This window comes from Hymenobacter sp. HDW8 (assembly GCF_011305775.1).
In the GTDB taxonomy this organism is placed as follows: domain Bacteria; phylum Bacteroidota; class Bacteroidia; order Cytophagales; family Hymenobacteraceae; genus Hymenobacter; species Hymenobacter radiodurans.
Genome location: NZ_CP049907.1, coordinates 4,528,842 through 4,550,139, shown reverse-complemented (window position 1 = coordinate 4,550,139; position 21,298 = coordinate 4,528,842). Strand labels below are relative to the sequence as shown.

Here is a 21,298-nt window from a genome sequence, read left to right as displayed (position 1 = left end):
CGCACGCCTTTTTGCTTACCCGGCTTAGCCGGCTTGTTTATTCCCACCTCAAACATTTTTTCAATGAAACACCCTTACTTGGCGAAACTATTGTTTCTCCTCTTGTTCATCTGTGCCGGTTTTACCGGCGCGTTCGCTCAGACCGGCTCCGTGAGTGGTCGGGTATTGGACGAACAGAGTCAAGGATTACCCGGCGTGACTGTACTGGTTGAGGGTACGTCCCTAGGTAACTCCACTAATGCTGATGGTACTTTCTCTATTCAAAACGTGCCGGCGGGCCAGCAAACCTTGGTCGTATCCTTTATCGGATACACCACGAAGCGTTTGCCGTTTGCCATTACAGCAGGGCAAAACACCGAATTGAACGCGACCCTAGGCGAAAATACTACCCTGCTCAACGAGGCAGTAGTAGTAGGTTATGGTACCCAGCGTCGGCAGGACGTGACGGGCTCCGTAGCGACCGTTGACTCTAAAGACTTCGTGCAGGGGCAAATCACTAACCCCGAGCAGCTCATCAATGGTAAAGTAGCCGGTGTGCAAATCACGACGGGCGGTGGCGCTCCGGGCTCAAACAGCAACATCCGCATTCGGGGTGGTGCTTCGTTGAACGCTACCAACGAACCCCTCATTATCATCGATGGTGTACCAATTGATGGTAACAGCATCAGCGGCGCGGCCAGCCCTCTGAGCACCATCAACCCAAATGATATTGAAACCTACACCGTACTAAAAGACGCTTCAGCCACCGCCATCTACGGTTCACGCGCTTCCAATGGTGTTATCATCATAACGACTAAAAAAGGCTTAGAGGGTGAGAAGCTGACCGTTACATTCAGCACCCAGTACTCACGCTCGAAGAAAGTAAACGAAATCAATGTTCTCTCCGCTGACCAGTTTCGCGCTGTCGTGAATGAGCGGGGCAATGAAACACAGAAGGCATTGGTAGGAGCGGCCAGTACCGATTGGCAGGATGTGATTTTCCAATCGGCTTCTACCTACGACAATAATATCAGCCTAACGGGAGCTTGGAAGAAACTACCCTTCCGGGTTTCAGCGGGTTACCTGAACCAAGATGGTATCTTGAGAACCAGCAACCTAGAGCGTATTACGGGTTCCATCAGCCTCACGCCCGTATTGCTCAACGATAACCTTCGCCTGACCATAAACGCGAAAGGCAGCCGTGCAAACAGCTTCTTCGCCGATGAAGGAGCCATCGGAGCTGCTACCAATTTTGACCCTACAAAGCCCGTTACGGGCGACGCTTTCGGCGGCTATTTCGAGTGGGCTCAGCCAAGCGGCAACCCTATTCCTACTGCTACCCGCAACCCGCTAGCCTTGCTGGAGCAGCGCCGCGATGAGGCTACCGTTGACCGCTTCATCGGCAACGTACAGCTCGATTACCGCCTACCTTTCTTGCCCGATCTGCGCGCCGTATTGAATTTGGGTATGGACCGCTCTTCCAGCGAAGGCACTCGCTTTGTTCCAGCTATTGCGGCTCGCTCGTTCACCCGCGGCGGTGAAAACAACCAGTACGCTCAGGACCGCTACAACAAGCTACTTGACTTCTATCTGAACTACGTCAAGGCTTTTGGTAGCAGCCGCCTCGACCTCACGGGGGGCTATTCTTACCAGGACTTCATTCGGGAAGAGCCCCGCTTCGCTGATCTTCGCGAAGACCGGACTCAGTTCGCTCCGGCTCCTTTCCCTTTCCCTTTCAAAACGCAGAACACGCTGGTTTCTTTCTTCGGCCGCGCCGTGTATAGCCTGAAAGACCGCTACAGCGCCACGGCTACGCTTCGTGCTGATGGTACTTCCCGTTTTGTGGACAACAACCAGTTTGGCTACTTCCCTGCCTTGGGACTTGCCTGGAACATCAAAGAAGAAGCCTTCCTCAAGGACGTAAACGTTCTCTCCCAGCTTAAGCTGCGTGGTGGCTATGGCATTACAGGTCAACAGGATCTGGAAACAGCCGTGGGTAACTACCCTTTCTTGGCTCGTTACACCCAAGGTGACTTGAACACCCAAATCCAGGTTGGCTACAACCCTGATGGAACGCCCCGCTTCGTGTCGACGCTACGCCCTGAAGGCTACAACCGCGACCTGAAATGGGAAGAAACGACCACCTACAATGCCGGCCTCGACTATGGCATTCTGGATGACCGTATCTCGGGCTCGATTGATGTGTATAAGCGTAACACAGAAGACCTGCTGGCTGTAGTAGCCCTGCCCGCTGGCTCTAACCTCATCAACGAGTTTGCCCGCAACATCGGCAGTCTGGAGAACCGTGGCATTGAAGTAGCACTGAACTTGGTGCCTGTTCGCTCCGAGAATTTCAACTGGAGTGTCAACTTCAACGTGGCCTACAATGAGAACAAAATCACCAGCCTGAACGACGTAAATGACCCCAACTTCGCCGGGTATCTGGTGGGGGACATTTCGGGTGGTACTGGCAACCGGATTCAGATCAACTCTGTGGGTTACCCCGCTAACTCGTTCTACGTGTACAAGCAGGTATATAATACGGAAGGTGCGCCGTTGGAAGGCGTATATGCCGACTTGAACGGTGACGGTCAAGTGACGGAGCTGGACAAGTACCGCTACAAGTCCTCCAACCCTAAGACTACCTTGGGCTTGAGCTCTAATGTATCGTACCAGAAGTTCAATCTGTCGTTCACACTGCGTAGCTACCTCGATAACTACGTGTACAACAACGTGTATTCCGACCGGGGTACGTATCGTGGTCTGTTTGACCCAAACAACTTCCTTGGCAACGTATCTGAGAACGTGTTGGAGACCAATTTTGCCAATAACCAGTTCTTCTCAGATTACTATGTAGAGAACGCCTCGTTCGTGCGCATGGACAACATCACGCTGGGATATAATGGTGGACGTTTTTTCAATGAAAAGCTAAACTTTGGCCTGACCTTCGCTGTTCAGAACCTATTCGTTATCAGCGATTACCAAGGCTTGGATCCCGAGATTTTCAACGGCATCGACCGGAACTTCTATCCTCGTCCACGCACCTTTACTGTTGGTCTAAATCTGGGCTTCTAAATAGTTCGTACTTCCTAAATAATGAAAAACCTACTCATAAGGAGCCTATTAGCCTTCACGGTTACTACCTCCACGCTTGGCCTTTCGTCTTGCGTAAAAGACCTCGACCGGGAGCCTGAATTTGATCCTACCTCTGCCCTGGTTTATACTGACCCTGCCAATTACGAGGCTGTTCTCGCCAAGCTGTATTCTGGCTTGGCAGTAAGTGGTCAGCAGGGCCCCAGCGGCGCACCCGACTTGCGGGGCTTTGATGAGGGCACCTCTCCTTACCTGCGCATGTACTGGTTCACCCAAGAGTTGCCAACAGATGAGGCCATTATTGCGTGGAATGACGGTGACCTCCCCGATCTGAATCGTTTGACTTGGACGCCGAGCAATACGTTTGTGCGCACCATGTACAACCGTATTTTCTATCAAATCACAATCTGCAACGAGTTCATTCGTGAAACCACGGATGAAAAACTCAGCGGACGTGGGGTGTCGGGCACGGTACTGGAAAATGTAAAACAGTATCGCGCCGAAGCTCGCTTCCTGCGGGCACTGAGCTATTTCCACGCGCTCGATATGTATGGCAATGTGCCCTTCGTAACGGAGAATGATCCGGTAGGTGCTTTCATGCCCAAGCAAACAACGCGTGCTGAGCTATTCAGCTATGTTGAGTCGGAACTGCTTGCTATTGAACCTGAGTTAGCGGCAGCCCGCCAAAACCAGTACGGTCGTGCCGACCGGGGTGCTGCGCAAACCCTGCTAGCGAAGCTTTACCTAAATGCTCAGGTATATACGGGCCAGCCTAAGTTCGCTGAAGCTGCTACTTACGCTAAAAAAGTAATCGATTCAGGCTACAGCCTGACCCCTACTTACCGTAATCTGTTCGTAACCGATAACAATACGGTTGCTGCTTCGGAGATCATCTTCCCAGTTACCTTCGATGGTTTGCGCACCAAGACTTTCGGTGGCATGACCTTCCTTGTACACGCTGGTGTGGGTGGCTCCATGGATGCCGCAGCTTATGGCATTAACGGAGGCTGGTCAGGATACCGGGCTAAGTCTACCTTGGCTGACAAGTTTCCCGACCTGACGGGTGCTACAGACCAGCGGGCCGCCAACTTTGTAACGGATGGCCAAAAGCGTGAGAACAATGACATTTTCACCTTTACCGATGGCTACGCTCTGCAGAAGTACCGCAATGTGAGCTCCACGGGCGTGAAAGGCTCTGATACCGGCGGTGACCACCCCGATACTGACTTCCCCCTGTTCCGCTTAGGCGACGTGTATTTGATGTACGCCGAAGCACTTTTGCGCAGCGGCGGCAGTCAGACCGAGGCACTCACCTATGTAAACCGCGTGCGTCAGCGGGCCAAGGCTTCCAATATTACCGGCAGCCAGTTAACTCTGGATTTCCTGTTGGATGAGCGGGCTCGCGAATTGTACATGGAGTGCTATCGCCGCACCGACCTGATCCGCTTTGGCCGCTTTGCTGGTCCTAGCGCCAACTACGTGTGGCCATGGAAAGGTGGTGTACTTCAGGGTCGTCCGGTTTCGGAAGCTCTCAATCTGTACCCTATTCCTTCTTCTGATCTTACCGCTAACCCCACGCTTAAGCAGAATCCTGGCTACTAAGCGTTTAGATGAAGTTACTTATCTGAATACCTGATGCTGAGCCCCAGCATAAAGTTGAGTCCAGCATCAGGTATTCGGTAGTGACCTTCCCACCCTCTTCAAAAAATTTAACTTCTCTACAAATGAAAAACTGGCTTACCCAAATCTTGGGTCTTTGCATGGCCGTAACGCTGCTTTCTTCCTGCGAAAAGGATGAGGAGCAGGTAGTTGCCAAGCCTGGCAGAGAGACCACGCTCACCACCGTTTCTACTAACGTACCGCTGACCCTGGATGACAAGGACAAGACATATGTTGTCTATTCCTGGACTCCCGTTTCCTTCGGTTACTTGGGAGAAGTGGTTTCTTACACGCTGGAAGTTGCCAAGAAAGGCAATGACTTTGCTGGTGCAAAAACCTATCAGACAGGCTCAGCACTAACCAAAACCTTCACTGTTTCCGAAATCAACAGTCTGATGATTGAGATGGGGGCGGTGCAGGATGCTAAAACTAAAGAGTTCAGCCCTATTGAGCTGGAAGTACGCGCGAAAGCCGCCTTGGGCACCAGCCCTACTGCCGATGCTATGGCTAAATACTCGGCCGTAACTACGTTGGCAGGCAAGCCTTATAACGCCAATGCCGCTATCGTTTACCCATCTCTTTGGGTACCTGGTGCTTACCAAGGCTGGGCTCCCGACAAAGCCCCTGCAATTGCTTCGGGCGACAAGGACAACAAGAAGACCTATGAAGGGTACATCTATTTCCCATCGGCTGATAAGCTGAAGTTCAAGTTTACCAGCAAACCCGCTTGGGATGACGTCAACTATGGTAAGGGCGCTAGCGCTACTGACCTATCAACCGATGGCGGTGCCGGCGACTTAGAGGTATCTGAACCAGGCTATTACTGGCTGAAAGCAAACACTGAAACGCTGAAGTGGTCAGCTACCAAAACTACTTGGGCTGTAATCGGCTCGGGTACTGCTAAAGGCTGGGATAATGAGACGCCCATGACTTACGACCCTATCCAAGGCGTTTGGACTATCACCACGGCTCTTTCGCAGGACGGTGAAATTAAGTTCCGCGCTAACAATGGCTGGGATCTGAACTACGGTGATAAGGGTGGCGACGGCTTGCTGGAATCCGGCGCCGACAACATCAAAGTACCTAGCGCTGGCAACTACACCATCACGCTGGACCTTAGCAAAGGAGCTGGCAACTACACGTACACGCTGAAGAAGAACTAAGGTAGGCTTACTTCTATCTACCATTCTTAAAAGGCCGCTGCATCGCAGCGGCCTTTTTTGCATCACCACCTTACAGACCAGTTACCCAAGTTGCACAGCGTCGGGGGGCTTTTTTGTAAAAAAGCCCCCCGGTGGATTATCGGTCAAACGATGCTAATCCAGCGCAATGCTTTCATCTACCAAATTCTTTTCCGTGCTTCGCTTCTGCTGCTCCGGGCACTGCGACGGTAGCTAGCTCATTTCCCGATCTTACCATCCCTTTCTCAGACTACTTCTTCTATGATAATCATTGCCGACGGCGGCTCCACTAAAACCAACTGGTGCCTCATTGACGACGCGGGTACCCGCATCCAATTTAATACGGAAGGTTACAACCCAGATTTTATTGGTACGGAAGGAATCCAAGCTTCTCTGCAGAAAAGCCTTCCCGACACGCTGGAGCTAGATAAGGTGACTGAGGTGCACTACTATGGGGCGGGGGTTTCGTCGGCGAAGAAAGCGGAGATAGTAGCGGCGGCCATGCGGGCTGTGTTTACGCAGGCCAAAGTCGTAGTCGACCATGACCTGCTGGCGGCGGCGCGGGCCCTGTTGGGGATCAAGCCAGGCTTTGCGGCCATCTTGGGTACGGGCACCAACTCCTGCATCTACGACGGCAAAGACGTAGCCATGAGCGTCGATTCGCTCGGCTATTTCCTGGGTGACGAGGGCAGCGGCTCCTACATCGGCAAGCGCCTGTTGCGCGACTATCTGCGGGGCCTGCTGCCTGATGGCTTACAAGAGAACTTTCGCGAAACGTATGGCCTCACCCGCGATGAGGTTTTGGACCGGCTTTATAACAAGCCCTTGCCTAACCGCTTCCTGGCCAGTTTCGGCAAGTACGCCTACGACCATAATAACGTGAGCTACTGCCGCGAAATAGTGGTGGAAGGCTTCAAGGCTTTCTTCGATAATATCGTAACCAAGTATCCTAATTACCAGGATCATACGTTCAACTGCATTGGCTCGGTGGGCTACAACTTCCGCGATGCCCTGATTCAGGTGGCCAAAAGCTACGATATGGAAGTGGGCAAAATCATCCGCTCCCCTATCGATGATCTGGTAGACTACCACACCATTCTTACTAAGCAGGCTTAATTCTCGCCTTCATTTAACAAAAAAGCAGCTCCGAAATCGGAACTGCTTTTTTGTTGGGCGCTGGGGGGCTTTTTTAGTGCTGTACAACCAGGCGCGTTGTCTGAATTTGATTGCCGGTGCTCACCCGCACTAGGTATACGCCGTTAGCCAACCCCTTGAGAGAAAGGGGTAGCTCATGCGCACCGATGGCCTGCCGGGAAGTGGTAGGCAGAGTGCGCACCGTAGCTCCCATCAGGTTCGTAATTGAAACGGTAACGGGAGCAGCCGTCGTCAGCTCGTAGCTAAGCGTAGCCGTAGTGGCCGCCGGATTAGGCGCGGCCGTCAGGCGCAGAGCCGTTGTGTTGCGAGGGCCGCGGGCAGCCAGCACGTTGGTTGGCCGATTGATCAGGCGTGAGGTATACACGGCGTATTCGCCAGGCTGTAAAGTCAGGTTAGCTGTGGGGTTTGTCACGCTGAGCGTAGCCCCAGTAAGGTAGTTATACCAGGTACCAGTTTGCTGAAACTGTGGATTAACTACCTGAGGTACAATATCAAAGTTACCCACCACGGTTACCTTCAGGTTGTCATCCTGCAAATGGATGGTTTTCACGGCCCCCACTACATTCTGGGTAAAATTGGTGGTTTCGAAAACTGGCTCGTTCTTTTTCAGCGCAATCAGGCTGGCATACACATTATACAGCTTGCGCCGCTCCTGCACATCACGATAATCCCAGCGGATGGGCTTGTTGGCCGTCCTGCAGTCGTTGCTATTAGTGCCATCAGGGCAGCGGTTGATGGCAAAGTCGTAGCCTAACTCCCCAAATTGCCACACCATTTTCGGGCCCGGCACAGTAAAGAAGAAAGCCGCTGCCGCTTCCTGACGAGCCAGCGCTACATTCAGGTCCTTGGTATTGTGCGTAGCGGTGGCCGCCCGAATGACAGGTTTTTGTACACCAAACGCTCCTCATCGTGGCTTTCCATGTAGCTCACCAAGTGCGGCTGCTCCCAGTTGCGGTTGCGGTAGTACGTAGCACTAAAATCCGACTTGTCGCCGGTATTGTAGCCCATAGTAGCCTCGTTGTATTTATCCGTCATTTTGCCCCATAGCATCATCCCGTAGTCGGCTAATATTTTCTCCTCGTCGTTATCGCTCAGGTGCTCCAAGATGCAGTACACGTTAGGATCGATGGTGCGAAGCTGGTCGTATATATTCTTCCAGATGGCAATGCGCGAGTCGTCGCGGCGGCTCCAGGCACCTACATCTGTAGGGTTATTGCGTTGCGTGAAGCCTTTTGATAAGTCGTAACGGTAGCCATCAATGCGGTATTCCTGGAGCCAGAACGCATTTACCTGCTCCACAAAATACTTCGTGAAGGGACTTTCGTGATTGAAGTCGTAGCCTACGTTGAAAGGGTGCGTGGCATCCGGATTAAACCACGGACTATCGGCCGTCGGCTTGCCGCCCGCAAAATACAGCTGTGCCATCGGCGACTGCCCAAATGAGTGGTTCAGCACCATATCCACGATAACGGCAATGCCACGCTTGTGGCACTCGTCTACGAAGCGCTTCAGGTCGTCTTTGGTACCGTAGTATTTGTCGGGAGTAAAGTAAAACGAAGGATTATAGCCCCAGCTTTCGTTACCCTCAAACTCATTGATGGGCATTAGCTCAATGGCATTCACGCCCAGACGCTGCAAGTAGGTAAGCGTATCAGTAAGAGTTTTGTAATCGTGGCGGGCAATAAAATCACGCACCAACAGCTCATACACTACCAGATCCGTACGCTTGGGCTTCTGAAAATTTGTTACCTGCCATTGATACTCTGGCTGTCCCGACTGGAAGGTTGACACGATGCCAGTCGTCTTACCCGTGGGGTACTGGAGGCGAGCCGTGGGGAACGTTGCATCCGGGATAAAACGGTCATTGTTAGGGTCTAACACCTTTTGTGTGTAGGGGTCAGCAATGCGCAGGTTCCCATCTACTAGGTACTGATAGGCATATTCGCGGCCGGGAGTGAGATTGTCAATCTGAATCCACCAGCGACCATTGCTGCTATTGTCCGGAGCATTATCGGTGGCACTCACGGGCGTGCGCTTCAGCGCCGATGCCGCGCTGGACTGCCAGTCGTTGAAGTCACCAATGGCGTGAACAAACTGCTTGTTGGGCGCCGTCAGGCTCAGGATGACAGAAGTGCCACCGTTCAGGTACGTGGCCCCATCTTTCTTGGCTCCGGCAGGCAAGGGTGCTGTGGTTACCGCCTCACGGGTCTGCACCGTTAGCTCTGTTTCAGCGGAGACAGTAGCGTCGGTGGCCGTGAGGCGAAGCACGTTGGCACCAGCTTGGGTTAGCGTTACGGTTCGGGAAATAGAGGTAGCATTAGGCTCCGATGCGCCAACCTGAACTCCGTTCAGGAACAGAGCCAGCGTGGCGGGCAGGGCGGACGTGCCGGTAACCGTGGTGGGTGCGTTAAGCACGAAGAAATTGCCCCCCGCTCCTGTGGGGGCCGTAAAGCGCAGATTAAACTTGTTCTGGGCTACGTCCACGAAGATGTCGCCTCCCGGACCGCGCCCTACCTTACTACCATCCGCATTTTTAAAGATCATGCCCAACCGGTAAATTTTAGTGCCGGCCGCAATGGGATAGAAGGTATTGGGCGTGAAGGTGATAGTGTAAATGTTGGCATTGGTGGCGGAGCGCGTCATCTTCGCCGCCGCGTCGGCCTGATTGAAAGCAGGGCTTTTTACATTGGTCCAGGTAGTGCCCGTAGGACTGTCAGTCACTACCCCGGTCCAGATGTAAACGTCGCCGGTAAAGTTGGCTAGCTCCCCATTGCCCTGAGTAGCATTGAAAATGATAGTAACCGGCTCTGATGCCAGAAAAGTGGAGGGCTGAGTTGTTACCTGGCCGTACGCGGCGGGCAGCCCGGTAAATAGCACAAGCAGGCTAAATAAAAGTCGAAGTTTCTTCATTAATAATGGATTGATGGTGGGACGTCAGGAAAGCCGAACTGAGCACTGGGCTTTATTTTATTCAGGATGAGTAAGCCAGAAGAATAAAGGTACACAACGAACTGTTTAGCTTAGTCCACAGGCGCACGCATTTGTTTGTAGCTTTGATGGTTCCGGCTCCTGAGGCCATTTGCTTCCGCATGACGCTTTTCTTTCGATTTTCTACAGAAGTCCGGTGGTGGCTGGTGGCTCTCTTCGTAATAAGCTGTTTACGGCCAGCCATTTGCCAGGCCCAAAGCTCCGCTGATTCGGCTTTAGTAGCGCCTACTTCTCCCCTCTTACAGCCAACCCAACCTGCCGATTCGGCCCACCTAAGCCGTCGGCTTCCCATTTTGGCCGGCGGCCTGGCGCTGAGCTACACGGGCTTGGTTTATGGATTGAGCAAGGGCTGGTACACCGGCGAGCGCACTTCCTTTCATTGGTTCGATGATAGCCGCGAGTGGAAGCAGGTAGATAAGGCCGGACACTTCTGGGGGGCTTTTCACGAAAGCCGCGGGGCAGTGGATATGCTGCGCTGGGCGGGCGTCCCTGACCGTAAAGCGCTGTGGTATGGTGGCTTCGTTGGCTTTCTGCTCCAAAGTCCCCTAGAGCTGCTCGATGGCCGCGACCCCGCGTATGGCGCTTCGGCTTACGACCTGGGGGCCAATTTTCTGGGCTCCGCCGGACTTATTGCCCAGCAACTGGCCTGGAATGAGGTTCGGATAATGCCTAAATACTCCTTCCGTACCACGCGCTACGCAGCGCTTCGGCCCAATGTGCTGGGTAAAAGCTTGCCTGAGCAATACCTGAAGGACTATAACGGCCACACTTACTGGCTTTGCGCCGACGTAGCCGCTTGGCTACCGCAGGAAAGCAAATGGCCCAAGTGGCTGCAACCTGCCGTGGGCTACGGCGCTCAGCAAATGGTGTACAACGACTCTGCCGCCAACGCTGCCTTGGGCCTCCATGATTACCGGCAGTATTATCTGAGCTTCGATATAAACCTGATGCGTATCCCCACGCGCAGTAAATTCTTGAAGCGCGTGTTTTATGTGGCCAGCATTTTTCACCTCCCCGCTCCCGCTTTAGAATATAACTCTCGCCGGGGTTTCGTGGTGCACGGGCTATATTATTAAGAGAATTACACTTGGAAGCTGGCTTCATCGGCTCGGGGTCCATTTCTGGCCCACGTTACGAGTAAAAGGCTTCTGGTCCCAGCTATTTCTTCCTAGCAAGCCTTCAAAAACGAAGGCAACTCGCTTTCTCCATCCTTCACTTCAGAGTAATTATTACTCGGTCCACACAGCCGGGCTGGACTATCGCGTCTACAATTTCAAAGCTATAAAACACAACCTATAACGACGGCAATATTACAATAATACAATATATACAACCAAAAAGCTCGTCAATTCCTTCTGTTAAAATACTCATGTCAGAGAAATATTCTTGACATTAATTCTACTCGTGAGTAAATTAATTGGGGACTTTTATTTTACAAAACACTGATTATCAAATGCTAGCTCAACTGTTTTCACCCTTTACCATCTACGTCATGCACCTATCAAATCTCGCACTTAAACCAGAAATGTAACTATGAAAAAATTCTTATTACTACTCTTTTTGATTCTGGCTGGTTTTCGCGTGGCGACGGCGCAGGATCGAGCGATACAAGGGCGAGTAACGGACCGGGCTACGGGTAGCGGCCTACCGGGTGTAACCGTACTCGTGAAGGGTACGACTATCGGAGCATCGACCGATTCGGAGGGGGGCTTTAATCTGTCAGTGCCAGCTTCGGCTACCACCCTCACCTTCAGCTTCATTGGTTACTCCACTGTCGAGCGGCCTATCACCGATGCAGGCACCATTAATGTAGCGATGGAAGCTTCTACCCGCGAGTTGGGTGAAGTAGTCGTAACAGCGCTGGGCCTGGAAACCAGCCGCGACCGATTGGGCACAGCCCAATCAACCGTGCAGGGCCAAGCACTAGTGCGCTCCGGCGAAACCAGCCCAATTACGGCCCTTTCAGGAAAGGCACCTGGTGTACTCATTACCCGTTCTACTGGCGACCCCGGCGCCAGCGCTAACATTCAAATTCGCGGCGCCAGTACCATTACAGGCAATTTGCAGCCCCTGATTGTAGTGGATGGTATTCCGATATCGAATACCTCTGTGGGCGAGAATACACCGGGTAGCTCGGGGGGCATTGTGGCCAGTGGTGGTGGCGCAGCTTCCAACCAGATAGCGGGAGTTGTGCAGCAGTCGCGCCTCAATGACATTAACCCCGATGACATCGCCTCTATGGAAGTATTGCGCGGGGCAGCGGCAGCAGCGCTGTGGGGAACACGGGCCGCAAATGGCGTGCTGGTGATTACCACCAAAAAGGGCCGCAACGCCGACAAGCTCAATCTCTCCTACCGCACCACCTATGGCATAGACGAAATCAACCAGGTGCCCGAACTTCAGCAACGCTTTGGACAAGGTGTGAATGGCCTGTTTTCACAGAGCAACGCCCGCAGTTGGGGCGACCGTATAGCCGACCGCTCAGGCGGACTGGATGCTGCCATTACAACGCCCGGTGCACCTGGCTACCAAGGCTTTATCACTTTCGCCGATGGTACGCAACGCTACGCTATTCCGGCGGGCACAGCAGCGAATCCTCACGGCGGCAAGAACAGTCGCGATACCTATGACCACAGCGACGAGGTATTCGGGCGGGGCTATACCTGGGACAATATTGCCACGCTCAGCGGCGGTGACCAACGCAGCAATTTCTATATCAGCCTAGGCAATACCCACACGGAGGGCATCGCGCGCAACAACAGCGATAACGACCGCACTACCGTCCGGGTAAACGTAGATCGGCAGTTGGCCACCAAGTTTCGGGCAGGTATAAACGCCACGTATGCGCGCACGTTCTCTAATCGGGTGCAGCAGGGCTCCAGTGGCAGCAGCATTTTCCTGGGGGGCCTTCGTAGCCCCGCCGATTTCAACAATGCCTACTATATCGGCGACTTTACCGATCCGCAAGGCAACATCTTCCTTCGTCGGCAATCCTCATATCGTAACCAATTAGGGAACAGCACTAATCCTGGGTTTGACAACCCCTTCTGGACTATTGATGAGGTGCGCGACCAGACGCGGGTGCAGCGGCTTATCGGGGCTTTGGAGCTGACGTATGATGCCACAAACTGGCTGAACATTATTAATCGTACAGGCGTCGACACCTATACCGACCGGCGCTCTACGGTGTATCCAATTGGAGCGGGGCAGTCGCCTACCGGGCAAATCGGGCAATCGACGATTCAGGAAACCCAAATCAATAACGACCTGATTGCGCGAGCTACGCATGATTTCTCCGAGAATCTGGGGGGCACTTTATTGGTGGGGACCAATTTAAACATCCGGCGGGGCGAGCAGGTCGGCGCTAATGCGACCAACTTCATCAACCCCTTCTCGCCGCCTCAGCTAGATAACACCCTCGCCGACAGCCGCCAACCCTTCAACCTCGTGGTGGAGCAGCGTACGGCGGCCGCTTACGCGCAAGTAGACCTGGCTTTCTTCAACCAGCTCTACCTCACGGGTACCGGCCGGGCCGAAACCGCATCCACTTTTGGCCCTGAAACCAGCAGCACATTCTTCTTTCCGGCCGGTACGCTCGCCTGGCAGTTTACCAAGCTTGCGCCCTTCGCTGATAACAAAGCGTTGAGCTTCGGTAAACTTCGGTTGGCCTACGGCTCAGTGGGAGTGCAGCCTACCCCTATCTCACCCGCACCTACTACATCCCAGGTGACGCTAACATCATTGCCGATGGGTGGGGTACCACCCTGGATGCGGCCAACTACGGCGGGGGCTTCGTACGCTCCAACGTGCAGGGCAACCCCGAAATCAAGCCCGAGCGCAAAACCGAATTAGAGGGTGGCCTCGACCTCCGCTTCTGGCAAGACCGCATCAATTTCAGCATTACAGGATACACCAACCGCACCAAGGACGCTATTTTGACCGTGCCGGTAGCAGCCACAACAGGCTTTGTATCGACTAGTGCCAACGCAGCTGAAATCGAAAATAAGGGGCTGGAGATAAGTCTTAGCGGTGACGTTATCAATCAGCCTGATGGCTTTGTCTGGAACATTGCGCCTAACTACTCCCTCAACCGCAACGAGGTAACCGACCTATCGGGCGCAGAGTCCATTTTTCTGAACGGTTTCACGGGCACCTCGTCGCGGGCCGTGCGGGGCTACCAAATGGGCGCTTTGTGGGGCAGCCGCTGGGAGCGCAATGCTGAAACCGGAAGCTTAGTGTTCGACACGAATGGGTTCCCGATTCAGGCCGCTACAGAAGGCATTATTGGCGACCCTAACCCCCGGTGGCGAGCAGGCCTCGGCAATACATTTAGCTACAAAGGCTTATCGCTGAATGTGCTGTTCGACCACGTTGACAACCTCGATGTATGGAACGGCACGAAGGGTGCGCTCTACTCCTACGGCACCGCTAAAGACACGGAAGTGGAAACAACAGTATCGGCGGCGGATGCGGCTACCTTGCGCCTGTGGAACAGCCAGACGGTAGCGCAGCGCTACCAGCCCAATGCTGATGGCTCCTATACCTTCCGCGGTTCGGTAACTGACTTTGGAGCCGGACCGGTAGTAGCAGACGAGCAGTGGTATCGGAATGGTTTGGGCAATGGGTTTACTGGTCCAGCTGAGCAGTTTATTGAGAACGTGAGCTATACCCGCCTGCGCGAAATCACGCTGGCGTATAGCTTGAAGCTGCCTTGGCTGAAAGACCGCGCGAAGTTGCAATCGGTGGACGTGTCATTGACGGGCCGCAACCTGGCCTTGTGGACCGACTATACCGGCGTAGACCCCGAAACCAACTTGACAGGTGTATCCAATGGCCGTGGTCTGGACTACTTCAACAACCCCAGTACCCGCTCCTACATCATGTCACTGAACTTCAACTTCTAAGCAGTGCAAGTAGGCTCCCAGCACCAACGGGTTACCGATGTGCTGACTTGAGCCCCGCACCTTTCTCCACGCTTTTGCTTGTTCAACCATATGAAAACATCCCTGCGTTATTATCTGCTGCTAGCCTTACTATTGGTAGGCCTAGGTAGTTGCGAAAAGATTACAGAAGGCTACGATATCAACCCAAATGCCCCCAGGATGCCCCAGCTGACCAACAGCTGACGGCGGTGCAGGTATCGGAAGGCTTTGTGCTGAGCGGCGAGATGGCCCGCACGGCTGGGATATTTAGCGACTATTTCACCGGCACCGACCGCCAATACGAAGGCCTGCAGAACTATACCACGGTATCGGGCGACTACGATAACATGTGGAACAACACCTACTACCTAGTGCTGGCCAACGCCCGCATCGTGATCCAGAAGGCGGAGGCTGTCCAGAATTTTCAACTGGCCGGCATTGCCCAAGTACTCGAAGCCCAGATGATTGGTATGGCAACTTCACTTTGGGGCGACGTTCCTTACTCACAAGCCTTTCAGCCAGGCAAACCAGCTCCATTCGACAAACAGTCCGACATTTACGCCAGCGTTCAAACCTTGCTCAGCACGGCCATCACCAACTTGGGGCGCAACGGCATCAACCCTGAAGAGCGCGACATTTATTATGGAGGCGACCTAGCTAAATGGCAGGCTGCGGCTCATTCCCTAAAGGCTCGCTTTTATTTACATGTGCGCAACTATCCGCAGGCGGCAGCCGAAGCGCGGCTAGGAATTGCCAGTCCGGCTGGTGATATGCTAGTGCCTTACGACGGAACCGTGAGCACCAGCGCCAACCCCTATTACGACTTTATCGACATAAACCGTACGGGTTATATGGGCGCGGATGGCTCCTATGGCTCGCGCCTGCTAGATGGCCTCCGTGACAATGCCCGCACCAATGAGTCGGCCCGCTTTGAGTATTTCTACTCCACCGAGGTTGGCTACAGTGACCTTGATCCTAACATATTGGAAGGTGGAGCTTTCGCGGCCGATGCTGACTTTCCGCTTATAACCTATGTCGAAACGCAAGCCATTCTGGCCGAAGCACAAGCCCGCGCCAACGATCTGACTGGCGCCTTGGCTGCTCTCAACAACATCCGGGCATACAACCGCACCACGTTCACGGGGGGCAATTATGCTGCCTACACGCTCGCCGATTTTGCCGCAGGTGGACTCCTGAATACAGGCCAATCGCAGCAGCAGGCTTTGCTACGGGAAATTCTGACAGAGAAATACTTGAGCTTGATTGGTCAGATTGAACCCTACAATGACATCCGCCGCACCAACAATCTGATCGGCGTGCCCAAAAAACGTGCTGATGCACCCAACATTCCGCAGCGGTACTTGATTGCGCAGAATGAGGTGAATACTAACCCTAATGTACCGCAGCCTATTCCGGCCTTGTATGATCCCACTGAGGTTAATCGGTAATTAGCTTTCTCTTCTTATTATAAGCCTCGGTCGCTTGGGCCGGGGCTTTTTGTTGTTAGAAAGATAAGTGACATCAAGTAAGCCGTTTGGAAGGTAGGGGGCACGTTACTGCAGGCGGCAGGGTTGAGAAGAAGCTAACCTATATCCCATAATACCTTTACGCATGAGTAAAGCACCTAACTCTGCGCTACTTTTGCTTTTCACCCCAATTTGAACCCACGCCTTACCGATATGAATGTAGGAGACCGAGTACGCCTGCTCACCGGCCGCGAAGAAGGCATCGTCACCCGTTTGCTTGACAACGACCTCGTGGAGGTCGCCATTGATAACGACTTCACTATTCCCGTGCTGCGGCGCGAGGTGGTAGTAGTTGCCGCCGAAGAGCACAAAGCGTTTGGGCAAAGTGCCGCTTCCGTAGCCGCCGAGCGCCAAGCCGCGGCCAGCGCCCCACGGCCCAATTTTGCCCTCCAGAAGCCTGATGCGCCCAACAACAACGCGGGGGGCAAAAAGGCAGACAAAGGCCCAAAGCCAGAATTGCCGAAGGCGCAAAAGGGCTTGTATCTGGCGCTTAGCCATCAGTCGCCGGAACTGCTGGCCGTGCAGCTTATTAATAACACCGATACCGATTTGCTCTTCACGTACGGCGAAGAGCAGCAGGATAAATACCGGGGCTTGCTCTCCGATAAGCTCGGTCCAAAGTCGGTAAGCAAGCCGTTAGCTCACCTTCACTTGAAGGATTTTGAGCAGTGGCCCGCTGCCGTGGTGCAACTACTGCCACACCGTCTGAATGGCGACACGGCGTTTGAGCTGCTCACCAAGCGCTTGTCTTTCCGGGCTAATAGCTTCTACACCAGCCGGCAGCCCGCGCCGATCTTGCAGAAAGAAGCCTATCTATTTCAGCTCGACGAGAAACCTGCCGCGCCCGTAGCTCCTGAGAAGCTCGCCGAAAGCCTGCAAGCCCAGCTAAGTGGCAACGCGCCGGCCAAGCCGGCGGCGGTTGCGCCTATCCCAGAGCCGGTCAAAACTATTTTGCCACCTTCGCACGAGGTTGATCTGCACCTGGAGGTACTCAACCCGGATGCTGCAACGCTCGATCCGCCTCTTACTAACACGGCAATCCTGCGCCTACAACTCGATGCGTTTGAGGATGCGTTAAGTCGGGCGTTGGCTACCAACATGCACGAAATCGTATTTATTCACGGCACCGGCAATGGCACCTTGCGCAAGGAGATTCACAAAAATCTGAGCCGCAACCGCGACATCAAGTTTTTTGAGGATGCCCAGAAAGAGAAGTTCGGCTACGGCGCAACGCTGGTGCGACTGAAGTAGATTCTCAAGTTGAGTGATTTCATTCACTTACAACACAAAAAAGGCTGCCTCTAAGAAGGCAGCCTTTTTTATAAACAACTATCAAGCTTACAAGTGAGCAATCGGGTCAGCATTACCATCGGGGTCGTTTTTCACGGTACCAACGGTATTAAAGCCCTTACCACGCATAAGCAGTACACCAGCCATGTGTGGGGTAGCCATCGACGTGCCGCTGATGGTGTTGTAGCCACCATTCAACCAGGTTGACTGTATGCCAACGCCGGGCATGCAATAGTCTACCGGCGGGTTGCCGAAGTTGGAGAATGAAGCCCATGAATCCGAACTGTTCATGGCCGAAATCGTGAAGATGTTAGCTCCATTCACCCGAGCAGGCGAGTGATTGTTCGCATTGTCGGTTTCGTTGCCTGCTGCTAGGGCGAAAAGAACCCCTTTCTCCGAAGCCCGCAATACTGCCGCATCAAGTGCCGTGGATACACCGCCGCCCAAGCTCATATTGGCTACGTCGCCGGCTTTGCCATTGGCGCCAACATAGTCTACACCGGCAATTACACCAGAGTTAGAACCGCTACCGCGTGAGTCCAGCACACGTACTGCTACTACTTTTGCACCAGCGGCTACCCCTACTACGCCACTAGCGTCGTTTTTGGCGGCAATGGTACCAGCGCAGTGCGTGCCGTGGCCGTTACCATCGTCTGGCGAAGCGTAGTTTTTGCCGCTGGTCAGGAAAGACTTGCTGCGGGCTACGTCAACGTTCAAGTCGGGGTGATCCAGGTCTATACCTGTATCGATAACCCAAGCGGTTCCAGCAGCAGTACCATCAGCAGTTCCTACGCGGGCAATACCATAAGGCGTTACCTGAGCAGCCTGTATGGTGCTACCGCCGCCATTGTTAGGATTACCAAGCGTGATAATCCGGTCTTGCTCCACGTAGGCTACATTTGCATCCTTACGCAGTTCGGCCGCTTCGACAGGGCTCAACTGAGCTACAAAGCCTTTTAGTGCATGACCATAGGCGTGGCCTACTTTCTCAGCACTCAAGCCACGGGCCCGCAGTATGCCTTGACCAACGCCTTTTACTTTATTCACTTTTGCGTCGTAAGAAGCGTCGCCATTGGTATCAACGGCGCCATCTTTCAGCACGACAATGTATTGACCTTCAATTAAATCATCTGATGCTTTTGCGTCAGCACTGATCTGGGCAACCGATGGATCGTCGGCATCGATAGAGTTATCGGAGCAGGCGGTGAATACAGCTGAGGCAGCTACGAGCGAAGCGCTCATTACCCAAAAAGAAAGACGCGGATGTAATTGGTTTTTCTGCATGCTTTTGAAAAGAATGATGGGTGAGAAAAAGATGAATTCGCCGCCCGCTGCTGAGGTCTGCATACCTCGGTACTATCAGCGGCCAGTGGGGTGATTGTTTGGCCAATGTATAGATTCGAAAATAACATCCAAGGCAGGGCGAGCTTTCGGGGGGCAAACTCAAGCCTTTTAATCCCATTTTTAACCCCAAAAATGCACCTCATATCAGCGCCACGGCAGAATCAGGAAGAAAATACTCTATTTGTGACATAGTGATAATTATATGTGTTTTTCGGTGTTAGTTGGACTCCTCAAGGCCTAGCTGAGAGTAGTCAGGTTTTGGGTTCTTACCTCTTCTGTACAAATAGGTGTTGACCTCATTGGTAAGTATGCAAGCAACGAAACTGCTACCTTTGCTTTTGTGATGAGTCGCTCCACCGCGGCGCCTTCGGGCGGCGAGGAAAGTCCGGGCAACGCAGAGCACCCTGCTTCCTAACGGGAAGGATGGGCCGTAAGGCTCAGACAGCCAGTGCCACAGAAAACTACCGCCTACGTTGCCTTCGGGCAGCCGGTAAGGGTGAAAAGGTGCGGTAAGAGCGCACCAGCGGCCGGGCGACCGTGTCGGCTGGGTAAACCTCAGGGGTTGAAAGACCAAATAAGCGGGCACGCTGCTTGGCAACAGGCAGCACCGGGCGGCTCGTCCGGCGTCCGTGGGTAGGTTGATGGAGCCTTTCGGCAACGACTGGCCTAGATAAATGGTGGAGACGCCGAGCTTTCGGGCTTGGCGGACAAAACCCGGCTTACAGACTCATCACCACCGCATCACCGGTCGCCGTAACTTCGGTTGCGACGACCGGTTTTGTTTTAAAGCTAATTGGGGGGTAAATATTTCTGGCAGGAGCCTTTAAATTAAATAATTACAATTTTTCATGTGTATTGTGTTCTTTCCTCATCGAATCCTTCAATAACTTTACTCACTAAACGGGTAAAGCTTTTCGTTACCTTCGCTACACCCTCAGTATTAATCTATTCTGCTCTCAGCTTATGCCCAAAATCCTCATTATCGACGACGAAAGGTCGATTCGTAATACACTAAAGGAAATTCTGGAGTACGAAAGCTACGCCGTTGATCAGGCCGAAGATGGTCCGTCGGGCTTGGATATGCTTATCAAGAATAAGTACGACGTGGTGCTCTGCGACATCAAGATGCCCAAAATGGATGGGCTGGAAGTATTGAGCCGCGCGCAAGAATTGGCCCCCGATGCCGCTTTTATTATGATTTCGGCCCACGGCAGCATCGACACCGCCGTAGATGCTACGAAAAAAGGTGCCTACGATTTCTTGCAGAAGCCACCAGACCTGAACCGTCTCTTGGTAACCGTGCGCAATGCCCTAGACCGCACCAAGCTGGTGACCGAAACCAAGACGCTTAAAAAGAAAATCGCTAAGAGTTCCGAGATGGTTGGCAGCTCGCCGGCGTTGGAGCAGGTGCGCAAGGCCATTGCCAAGGTCGCCCCCACCGATGCCCGCGTACTCATTACCGGCCCCAATGGTGCTGGAAAGGAGATGGTGGCCCGCCAGCTGCACGAGCAAAGCAACCGCGCCAACGGCCCCATGATTGAGGTAAACTGCGCCGCGATTCCCTCCGAGCTAATTGAAAGTGAGCTATTCGGTCACGAAAAAGGCTCGTTCACATCGGCGGTAAAGCAGCGCATTGGCAAGTTTGAGCAGGCGCACGGTGGCACGCTGTTTCTAGATGAAATCGGCGACATGAGCCTTTCCGCCCAGGCCAAAGTGCTGCGAGCTTTGCAGGAGAACAAGATTACCCGCGTGGGGGGCGAAAAGGAAATAACGGTAGACGTGCGCGTGCTGGCCGCCACCAACAAAAATCTTCAGCAGGAAATCGCGGACCGCAATTTCCGCGAAGACTTGTATCACCGCCTGTCGGTTATCCTTATTCAAGTTCCGCCGCTGAATGACCGCCGCGAAGATATCGGCGACCTCGTGCAGAAGTTCCTCGACGATATTGCTCGCGACTACGGCAACAAGCCCAAAATCGTCGCTCCCGAAGCCCTTGCTTACCTCAAAAGCCTCGACTGGCGCGGCAATATACGCGAGCTCCGCAACGTAGTAGAGCGCTTGGTAATCATGAGCGACGATACCATTACGGAATCAGACGCCAAAATGTATTCCGGCAAGTAAATAGCCACAGGTTTAACGCACTAGCCCCGCCTCTTCCAAC

General features: G+C 53.4%; 13 protein-coding genes and 1 other RNA gene. 11 read left to right on the top strand and 3 right to left on the bottom strand.

The features are described 5' to 3' along the window. Positions 1–63: 63 nt before the first annotated feature. The 4 genes from G7064_RS19340 (at position 64) to G7064_RS19325 (ending at position 7,028) form a co-directional block, all read left to right on the top strand. On the top strand, positions 64–3,054 hold the full coding sequence (locus G7064_RS19340) for a SusC/RagA family TonB-linked outer membrane protein (RefSeq protein ID WP_166074883.1): 2,991 nt from the start codon (positions 64–66) through the stop codon (positions 3,052–3,054). A gap of 21 nt (positions 3,055–3,075) precedes the next feature. After that, entirely contained in the window at positions 3,076–4,674 is a 1,599-nt protein-coding gene (locus tag G7064_RS19335; RefSeq protein WP_166074882.1) for a RagB/SusD family nutrient uptake outer membrane protein, read from the top strand. Positions 4,675–4,796: 122 nt separating this feature from the next. Beyond that, positions 4,797–5,894 (top strand): SusE domain-containing protein, encoded by a 1,098-nt coding sequence (locus G7064_RS19330; RefSeq protein WP_166074881.1) that lies wholly within the window; start codon positions 4,797–4,799, stop codon positions 5,892–5,894. Positions 5,895–6,173: 279 nt separating this feature from the next. Further along, on the top strand, positions 6,174–7,028 hold the full coding sequence (locus G7064_RS19325; RefSeq protein ID WP_133273327.1) for an N-acetylglucosamine kinase: 855 nt from the start codon (positions 6,174–6,176) through the stop codon (positions 7,026–7,028). A gap of 73 nt (positions 7,029–7,101) precedes the next feature. Here the strand turns inward: G7064_RS19325 and G7064_RS22000 are convergent, their stop codons facing one another. Both G7064_RS22000 and G7064_RS19320 read right to left on the bottom strand, forming a co-directional pair. Beyond that, a complete protein-coding gene (locus tag G7064_RS22000; protein ID WP_205711148.1) occupies positions 7,102–7,857 on the bottom strand; it encodes a T9SS type A sorting domain-containing protein in 756 nt (251 codons plus the stop codon). A gap of 47 nt (positions 7,858–7,904) precedes the next feature. Then, on the bottom strand, positions 7,905–9,977 hold the full coding sequence (locus G7064_RS19320; RefSeq protein WP_205711147.1) for an alpha-amylase family glycosyl hydrolase: 2,073 nt from the start codon (positions 9,975–9,977) through the stop codon (positions 7,905–7,907). A 179-nt stretch (positions 9,978–10,156) separates the two neighbouring features. On the opposite strand from G7064_RS19320, the gene G7064_RS19315 reads away from it, so the two are divergent. The 5 genes from G7064_RS19315 (at position 10,157) to G7064_RS19295 (ending at position 17,754) form a co-directional block, all read left to right on the top strand. Then, a complete protein-coding gene (locus tag G7064_RS19315) occupies positions 10,157–11,131 on the top strand; it encodes a YfiM family protein (protein WP_240935606.1) in 975 nt (324 codons plus the stop codon). Positions 11,132–11,588: 457 nt separating this feature from the next. After that, positions 11,589–13,907 carry a SusC/RagA family TonB-linked outer membrane protein gene (locus G7064_RS19310; protein WP_166074880.1) on the top strand — a complete coding sequence of 773 codons (2,319 nt, stop codon included), beginning with the start codon at positions 11,589–11,591 and terminating at the stop codon, positions 13,905–13,907. After that, positions 13,862–14,959 carry a hypothetical protein gene (locus tag G7064_RS19305; RefSeq protein ID WP_166074879.1) on the top strand — a complete coding sequence of 366 codons (1,098 nt, stop codon included), beginning with the start codon at positions 13,862–13,864 and terminating at the stop codon, positions 14,957–14,959. Before G7064_RS19310 ends, G7064_RS19305 begins: the two co-directional genes overlap by 46 nt. A 149-nt stretch (positions 14,960–15,108) precedes the next feature. After that, positions 15,109–16,425 (top strand): SusD/RagB family nutrient-binding outer membrane lipoprotein, encoded by a 1,317-nt coding sequence (locus G7064_RS19300; protein ID WP_166074878.1) that lies wholly within the window; start codon positions 15,109–15,111, stop codon positions 16,423–16,425. Between the two features lie 210 nt (positions 16,426–16,635). Next, positions 16,636–17,754: a Smr/MutS family protein gene (locus G7064_RS19295; RefSeq protein ID WP_240935605.1), complete on the top strand. Its 1,119-nt coding sequence runs from the start codon at positions 16,636–16,638 to the stop codon at positions 17,752–17,754. Between the two features lie 87 nt (positions 17,755–17,841). Here the strand turns inward: G7064_RS19295 and G7064_RS19290 are convergent, their stop codons facing one another. Next, positions 17,842–19,035 carry a S8 family serine peptidase gene (locus tag G7064_RS19290; RefSeq protein WP_166074877.1) on the bottom strand — a complete coding sequence of 398 codons (1,194 nt, stop codon included), beginning with the start codon at positions 19,033–19,035 and terminating at the stop codon, positions 17,842–17,844. A gap of 442 nt (positions 19,036–19,477) precedes the next feature. Here G7064_RS19290 and rnpB point away from each other — a divergent pair. Both rnpB and G7064_RS19280 read left to right on the top strand, forming a co-directional pair. Beyond that, an RNA gene (gene rnpB / locus G7064_RS19285) (RNase P RNA component class A) lies at positions 19,478–19,875 on the top strand. 225 nt (positions 19,876–20,100) lie between these two features. Beyond that, positions 20,101–21,258: a sigma-54-dependent transcriptional regulator gene (locus tag G7064_RS19280; protein WP_133273335.1), complete on the top strand. Its 1,158-nt coding sequence runs from the start codon at positions 20,101–20,103 to the stop codon at positions 21,256–21,258. Positions 21,259–21,298 lie beyond the last annotated feature (40 nt).